Genomic DNA, 6,967 nt, shown 5'->3' with positions numbered 1-6,967 from the left:
TTCGACACCATCTATCGCGAGGGCAGCCTGACCCGTGCCGCGAAGGCACTGCATTTGACCCAGCCCGCCGTCAGCCATTCCCTGAGTCGTCTGAGGGATCACTTTGGCGACCCGCTGTTTTCACGTCAGGGCAATCGCATGGTGCCAACCCCTCTCGCCCGCCGGTTCCTTGAATCCATGCGACCGGGCCTGAACCAGATCCAGAGCGCGGTAAACCAGATTCACGCCTTTGATCCCACCAGTCACCGCAAGACCTTTGCACTGGCTTTGCGCGATGTACTCGAAACCACCTTTCTGCCCAAACTGATGACCCGCCTGACCGATTACCCGGACATCGAGATTAACAGTCAGCGCATCGCCCGCCGTGAAATGGAAACCCTGCTGGCCGCTGGCAAGCTGGACTTCGCAGTGGACGTGCTGCTGCCGGTGGGTGACCAGACCGCCCATGAGCGCCTGCGACGGGACACGCTGACGGTTATTGCCCGCAAGGATCATCCCCTGGCGGGAAGGGATCTGAGCATGGAGGATTATCTGTCGGCCCGCCATATCCTGGTGTCCTCACGCACTGAGGGACCCGGTATTGAGGATTTCGAGTTATCGAGGATGGGATTGCAGCGACGCATCCGGCTTCGGTGCCAGCACTTTTATGCGGCCTGCCAGGTGGTAGAGAATTCAGATCTGTTACTGACGATGCCAGCCACCTACGCACACCAGGTAGCAAAAAGTGCCAGCATCTGTATTCTGACCCCGCCTCCGGGTCTGCCGGAACACGACGTTCACATCTACTGGCACCGGGCCTATGAGAAGGAACCCGCCCTGCTATGGCTGCGAGAGCTGTTCCACGCCGTCGCCAATGACCAGAGTCCTCTGCCAGACTCACGTCCTGACGCAGCGGCCGGTCCCTGAACAACCAGTAGAGCTCCGAATCAGGTTTTTAACAGATTTTCACCAAACCCCGACCAGCCAGAGAAACCCCAGAAAACCGGAGGCGGTAATCAGCAGTGACAGCAGCACAATGCCAAAGCCCCACCATATGGCGGCGCCACTGGACACCTCGAGATCGTGTCCTTGCAGTGTCCGGTAAAAGGCCCAGGGCCCCAGAATAAACGCGCCAAAGATAGCAAACAGCAGACCCAGGCTGACCCCGGTGAAGGTCCAGGTTGCCAGCGTCATCGCCCGTTCGTTGAGCTGATCAGTAACCCTGTGGTGCTTCAGGAACAACCGGCAGAACAACCATATCAATCCGAACAGGACGCCCACAAAGGCGATTCCACCAACCAGCGTTACGATCCGGTATAGCACTCAGTCACTCCCTATTGCGAACAGATTGCCCGGCCATTCCTGGTTCGGTCCGGGAATTTTCCCCGTGGTTCAGTCAACAGACGGAAACACCGGCTCCGGCAAGGTTTCAAATCCAGGTCTGGCAAAAAGGTAACCCTGAAACAGTCGGATACCGCGATGTTTCAACCAGCGGTATTCACCCACCGTTTCCACCCCTTCCGCCACAATGCGGCCGCCAAGCTCTCTCATCATGGTGATGATGCCATTGACCACCGCCTGCTTGTTGGGTTCCTTCTCGATGTCACGGATCAGGGCCATATCCAGTTTCAGCAGGTCGGGAGGACTGGCTGTCATGATGTTGTAGCGGGAGAAACCTGCACCAAAATCATCAATGGCGGTGCTGAACCCCATGTCCTGATAGGCCTGAATAATCGACACCAGATGTTCGGTAGAAGTGAGATCTTCACCTTCGGTCAACTCGAAAATGATTCTGCGGGTGTCGAAGTTATAGGTTTGGGCCGCTGCCAGGGTAGTGCGGATACAGTACTCCGCCTTGTAGACCGCGTTCGGCATGAAATTGATACTCAGCATGGTGTCCATTTCCAGCCGCGACGCCAGCTTGACCGCTTTCACCCTGCAGATCTGGTCGAAGGAATAGCGGTTCCTTTCATTGATCCTCGACAGGATATTCATGGCACCCTCACCCTTGGTACCCCTTACCAATGCCTCATAAGCGAATACCGTTTCATCGCCTACATCGACGATAGGCTGAAACGCAAACGAGAACTGGAAATCCAGACCTTCACCACAGGCACACTGCTCACAGTGAGACTCATCGAAAAGTACTTCAGGTCGATTCACGCCCACTCCTTACCTTTTAATATGTCTGTAATTTCCAACTATACCATCTGTTACGACGTCGTAAATGAAATCTCCTGACGATCCCTGTGAGGATGACTACACTGGACATTGAACGCACCAAATTCTGAAGGAGTTAGATTATGTCCCAGCCACTGCGTATCGCGGTGACCCCCGGCGATGGCATCGGTCCGGAAGTCGTTGCAGAAGCCGTTCGTTGCCTGGAAATTCTGCGCAAGCGGCATAATCTTGAGCTGGAATGGACACGCTTCCCCTGGCCATCCCATGCCTGGCACGAGCAACACGGAGAAATGATGCCGGAGGATGCCCTCGCCCAACTGGGCGTCTACGACGCTATCCTGCTCGGAGCTCTCGGTGACCCGGGCCCCATGGAGGACGCCGGTCGCTACCTGCTGACGGACAGCGTTTCCCTGGCGCCGCTGCTGGAAATGCGCAAGGGATTTGACCAGTGGGTCTGCGAACGTCCGGCCAGACTGCTGCCCGGCGCGCGCCAGTATCTGGCCGACGACCGGGCCAAAGATATCGACATGCTGGTGATTCGCGAGAACAGCGAGGGCGAGTACGTTGGTCAGGGTGGGCGCCTGAGACAGGGCACCGAGCATGAAGTAGCCACCCAGATGGAGGTGTTCACCCGCCGGGCCACGGACCGCATTATCCGCTACGGTTTTGAGCAGGCCCGGTTGCGGGCCGAAACACGCAACGCCGAGGGTCGTGACCGTAGTTTCCGCACCCTGGACAATCGTCAGTGCGCCAGCCAGGTCTGTCTGATCACCAAACGTAACGCTCTTCGTTACTGGGGCGACATGTATACCGAGGTTTTCGCAGAGGTTGCCCGCGACTACCCGGATGTGGCCACCCATCACGAACTTATCGATGCCGCCTGCATGAAGTTCGTTCAGGCCCCCTGGGCCTTTGATGTGGTGGTGGCCAGTAACCTGCAGGGAGATATCCTGACGGATCTGGCCGCTGTACTGTCCGGAGGCATGGGGGTTGCCCCCTCATGCAACCTGAACCCGGACGATCCGGCCATGCCTTCCATGTTCGAGCCGACCCACGGCAGCGCTCCGGACATCGCCGGCCGGGGGCTGGCGGATCCGACCGCCATGCTGTTCACCACCGCCCGCATGCTGGACTGGCTGGGGCGCAAGGATCCGGCCCTGAGAACCGCCGGAGCCGAATTGTTCGCTGCGGTCGCATCCGACCTGGCCGAATCCGGCGGCACCCGGCGGGACACCCGTACTATTGCTGACGCAGTGCTGGCACGGCTGTAAACAGACACCGGGTTGAGCATTGCTTTACCAGGCTGCTTTAGCAACTAGTCTGAACACATCGTTATCAAACTCACTTGCGGAGGTGCATTGTGACCATCCAGAAAGGCAAATTGTCACCGCTCATCAAGCAGGCAACCGGCATTACCGCTGAAAAAGGCGAAGGTGCCTACATTATCAGTACCGATGGTCGTCGGTATCTGGACTTCACCTCAGGTATTGGCGTTACCAGCACCGGCCACTGTCACCCGAGAGTGGTAGAAGCGGCCCAGAAACAGGTGGCCACCATGATCCACGCCCAGGCCACCACCGTCATGAACCCACGGCTGCCTGAGCTGGCTGAAAAGCTGGGGGAACTGACGCCGGAACCACTGAACGCCTTTTTCTTCTCGAACACGGGCACGGAAGTCGCGGAGGCCGGTATTCGTCTGGTTCGCCAGGCCACCGGTCGGCCGAACATCATTGTCTTCCATGGCGGTTTTCATGGCCGCACCATGGGCTCCCTGTCACTGACCACCTCCAGTATTGGTCTGCGGGCCGGCGTCAGCCCCATGATGGGGGGCGTTGTGGTGGCCCCCTTCCCCCACGCACACCATTACGGCTGGAGCGAGGAGGAAACCACGGATTTCTGCCTGCGGGAACTGGACCGGATTTTTGTCACCATAAGTCATCCGAAAGAAACCGCTGCCATGATGATTGAACCGGTTCAGGGTGAAGGCGGCTATGTGCCCGCCAATACCCGGTTCATGCAGGGCCTGCGGGAGCGCTGCGACAAGCACGGCATCATGCTGGTATTTGACGAAGTCCAGGCAGGCTTTGGTCGCAGCGGCAAGTTCTGGGCACACGACCATTTTGGCGTGAAACCGGACGCCATCATGATCGCCAAAGGCCTCGCCAGCGGCTTCCCGATCTCGGCACTGGCCGCCTCGGAGGAAACCATGGCCAAGGGCTGGCCCGGCTCTCAGGGGGGCACCTACGGCGGTAACGCCGTTGCCGCAGCGGCGTCAATTGCCACCATCGACGTCATTCGCGAGGAGGGCCTGGTAGCAAACGCCGACATCATGGGCAAACGCCTGCGCAAAGGTCTTGAGGAACTGAAAAAGGATTTCCCGGACATGGCGGACGTGCGCGGCATGGGCCTGATGCAGGGTGTGGAAATGCGCCGGGGCAGCTGTCCGGACGGTGAACGGGCCGGCAAGATTCTCAGGGAGTGTGAGGACCGGGGCCTGCTGATGCTGCGCTGTGGCCCTTATCAGGAAATTGTACGCTGGCTGCCACCGCTGATCGTCAATGAGCAGCAGATTGATGAGGCCCTCGGCATCTTTCATGAGGCGCTCAGGGCAACAGCCTGAAGATCAGACTCGGCTGAAAAACCACGGCCGGCAAGGCGCTCAGGACCTTGCCGGCCGTGGTGTCACACCATGCTGCAGTGAACTCTCACTTTTCCCCTTACTCGCGAATTCGTACCTGGCTGAACATGCCCGCCTGGTAATGCCCCGGCAGATTGCAGGCCACTTCCAGCGGCTCGTCCGGCATTGAATCAAACAGCCAGACAAGCTGTCCGGTCTCACCGGGGGCCAGGTTAATGCTGCCTGGCATGTCCTCATGGGACATGCCGGGATTGTCACGCATCATCACCTGATGTGCCCGGTGGTCTGACAGGGTCCCGATGGAAAACTCATGGGCCATGGAGCCGGTATTGGTTACCTCAAACAGGATGGTCTCCCCGACCCGGACGGAAATCGGCGGATGACGAAAGGCCATGGTGTCATCACCGGTTATACTGATCGTCCGGGTTATGTTCTCCCTGTTGCCGGGCTTGCCAACAGAGGCCCCATGACCGGCCTGATGGGCACCGTGGCCCTGATGATGTCCGCCACTGCCATCCTGACTTTCGTGCCTGCCACCTTGCTGATGACCCTGATGTCCCTGATGTCCCTGATTGCCCTGATTGCCCTGACTCTGATCATGTCCCTGGTGCTGATCATGGCCCCGTTTCTGACCCTGACCCCGGTCACGATTGTCACCCTGGCCGTGCTGGCCGTGGCCATTGTGCCCCTGCGGGCCAGCCATGGGTTCACCCCCGCCGTGATTGTGATGCTGGTGGTTCTCGGCCAGCGTTGTGGCCGATACGGACACGCCCAGTGATAACAGGACTGCCATGGCAGGACCATAGACTCGGGTGTTTGGTTTCATGCTGTGTTCTCCAGATTCATTCGAAAAGTTCGGGTTATTACGCGATAACGTTTCAGGTGGGCAGACCGGACGGCTCAGGAGTCTCCCGGGCAGTGGTGCCTTCCGGCGCCTGATACCAGCTGCTGGCGCTGTCCGCATCAAGCTGGTCGCGAACCTTGACCAGGGTGAACATGCCACCCATTTCAATTTTGCCGTAGGGTCCTTCTCCCATGGCCATGGGCAGGGTATTCACAGGACCTTTCATATGGCCGGCGTCAACATGCTCCTGATGTTCCGCCATGCCGTGCTCGCCCATGGCCATATAGCCGGGTAACAGCCCCCTCACCCGATCCTCGATGCCGCGCTGATCCACCCCCAGCGGGTTGGCCAGGTCGTGACCCATGGGGTTCATGGTGTGGTGGGACATATGGCAGTGGAACGCCCAGTCGCCGGGAACAGCATCAAATTCAATATCCCGCATCTGACCGACTCCGACGATCTCTGTCACCTCACTGCGCCATTTGTCACGAGGCAGACGGCCGCCATCACCACCGGTCACATCGAACTGGACCCCATGCAGGTGGATGGGATGATTCCACATGGACAGGTTGCCGATACGGATCCTGACCCGTTCGCCGGTTTGCGCCAGCAACGGCTCAATGAACGGAAAGACCTTGCTGTTCATGGTCCACAGATCAAACTCCACCATTACATTGGGATCCGGCCGCCAGGTGCCCGGATGCACCGCCCAGTTATGCAGCAGCAAGGCATAGTCGCGATCCACCGGCGGATCAACCGGGTCCTTCGGATGAATAATAAACAGGCCCATCATGCCCATGGACAGCTGCACCATTTCGTCCGCATGGGGGTGGTACATATGGGTACCGTGCTGCTTCAGATCAAATTCATAAACATAGGTTTTTCCGGGCGGGATATGGGGCTGCGAGACGCCACCGACACCATCCATACCGCTGGGCAGGATCAAACCGTGCCAGTGAATGGTGGTGTGTTCCTGCAGGCGGTTGGTCACAAAGATCCGTACCCGATCACCCTCAACCGCTTCAATGGTGGGTCCGGGCGCTCCCCCGTTATAGCCCCAGGCCGTAATGGTGGTGCCCGGTCCGAACTGATGCTGAATCTCCTCGGCGATCAGGTGAAATTCCTTGACCCCGTTATTCATCCGGTATGGCAAGGTTCGCCCATTCGGCGTGATCACCGGCCGGTAGCCCTGGGTATGGCGCCTGCGCCTCTGATAGGCCGGCAAGCCATTACTGGCCAGGGCCTGCCCGCCGGCACCCGCTGCCAGACCACCCACCAGGCCGGCGGCACTGCCGGCCAATAAACGTCTGCGAGAAATCATGGTC

At 58.9% G+C, this 6,967-nt stretch carries 8 protein-coding genes; 4 read left to right on the top strand and 4 right to left on the bottom strand.

Features of this window, described 5'->3' with window-relative positions; all coding sequences use genetic code 11:
• Positions 1 to 906: LysR family transcriptional regulator (locus AAC035_RS03445; RefSeq protein WP_339799962.1), on the top strand; the 906-nt coding region annotated here is incomplete at its 5' end.
• A gap of 39 nt (positions 907 to 945) precedes the next feature.
• On the opposite strand, the gene AAC035_RS03440 is transcribed toward AAC035_RS03445, so the two are convergent.
• Both AAC035_RS03440 and AAC035_RS03435 read right to left on the bottom strand, forming a co-directional pair.
• Complete coding sequence (locus AAC035_RS03440) at positions 946 to 1,302, bottom strand: hypothetical protein (RefSeq protein WP_339799960.1); 357 nt, start codon at positions 1,300 to 1,302, stop codon at positions 946 to 948.
• Positions 1,303 to 1,371: 69 nt separating this feature from the next.
• Positions 1,372 to 2,142 carry an EAL domain-containing protein gene (locus tag AAC035_RS03435; RefSeq protein ID WP_339799958.1) on the bottom strand — a complete coding sequence of 257 codons (771 nt, stop codon included), beginning with the start codon at positions 2,140 to 2,142 and terminating at the stop codon, positions 1,372 to 1,374.
• A 140-nt stretch (positions 2,143 to 2,282) separates the two neighbouring features.
• Here AAC035_RS03435 and AAC035_RS03430 point away from each other — a divergent pair, with 140 nt between their 5' ends.
• Positions 2,283 to 3,431 carry an isocitrate/isopropylmalate dehydrogenase family protein gene (locus AAC035_RS03430; protein ID WP_339799956.1) on the top strand — a complete coding sequence of 383 codons (1,149 nt, stop codon included), beginning with the start codon at positions 2,283 to 2,285 and terminating at the stop codon, positions 3,429 to 3,431.
• An 89-nt stretch (positions 3,432 to 3,520) separates the two neighbouring features.
• Positions 3,521 to 4,780, top strand: a complete 1,260-nt coding sequence (locus AAC035_RS03425; protein WP_339799954.1) for an aminotransferase class III-fold pyridoxal phosphate-dependent enzyme — start codon at positions 3,521 to 3,523, stop codon at positions 4,778 to 4,780.
• Between the two features lie 97 nt (positions 4,781 to 4,877).
• Here AAC035_RS03425 and AAC035_RS03420 read toward each other — a convergent pair whose 3' ends face one another.
• Positions 4,878 to 5,192 (bottom strand): hypothetical protein, encoded by a 315-nt coding sequence (locus tag AAC035_RS03420; RefSeq protein ID WP_339799952.1) that lies wholly within the window; start codon positions 5,190 to 5,192, stop codon positions 4,878 to 4,880.
• Here AAC035_RS03420 and AAC035_RS03415 point away from each other — a divergent pair.
• Positions 5,178 to 5,576, top strand: coding sequence for a hypothetical protein (locus AAC035_RS03415; protein WP_339799950.1), 399 nt, complete (start codon positions 5,178 to 5,180; stop codon positions 5,574 to 5,576). The two genes, AAC035_RS03420 and AAC035_RS03415, sit on opposite strands and share 15 nt — an antisense overlap.
• Before the next feature lie 100 nt (positions 5,577 to 5,676).
• Here the strand turns inward: AAC035_RS03415 and AAC035_RS03410 are convergent, their stop codons facing one another.
• Positions 5,677 to 6,963, bottom strand: a complete 1,287-nt coding sequence (locus AAC035_RS03410) for a copper oxidase (protein ID WP_339799948.1) — start codon at positions 6,961 to 6,963, stop codon at positions 5,677 to 5,679.
• Between the last annotated feature and the right edge of the window lie 4 nt (positions 6,964 to 6,967).

Origin of the sequence: uncultured Marinobacter sp. (assembly GCF_963974375.1) — a bacterium.
Taxonomy (GTDB): Bacteria; Pseudomonadota; Gammaproteobacteria; order Pseudomonadales; family Oleiphilaceae; genus Marinobacter.
Note: the sequence above shows the minus strand (reverse complement) of the source record. Positions and strands in the feature narration are given on the sequence as shown.

What these genes read in the sequence shown, in the direction of transcription:
- AAC035_RS03420 (WP_339799952.1), bottom strand. Translation starts at nt 5,192, where the DNA reads ATGGCCTTTCGTCATCCGCCGATTTCCGTCCGGGTCGGGGAGACCATC.
- AAC035_RS03430 (WP_339799956.1), top strand. Translation starts at nt 2,283, where the DNA reads ATGTCCCAGCCACTGCGTATCGCGGTGACCCCCGGCGATGGCATCGGT.
- AAC035_RS03410 (WP_339799948.1), bottom strand. Translation starts at nt 6,963, where the DNA reads ATGATTTCTCGCAGACGTTTATTGGCCGGCAGTGCCGCCGGCCTGGTG.
- AAC035_RS03415 (WP_339799950.1), top strand. Translation starts at nt 5,178, where the DNA reads ATGACGAAAGGCCATGGTGTCATCACCGGTTATACTGATCGTCCGGGT.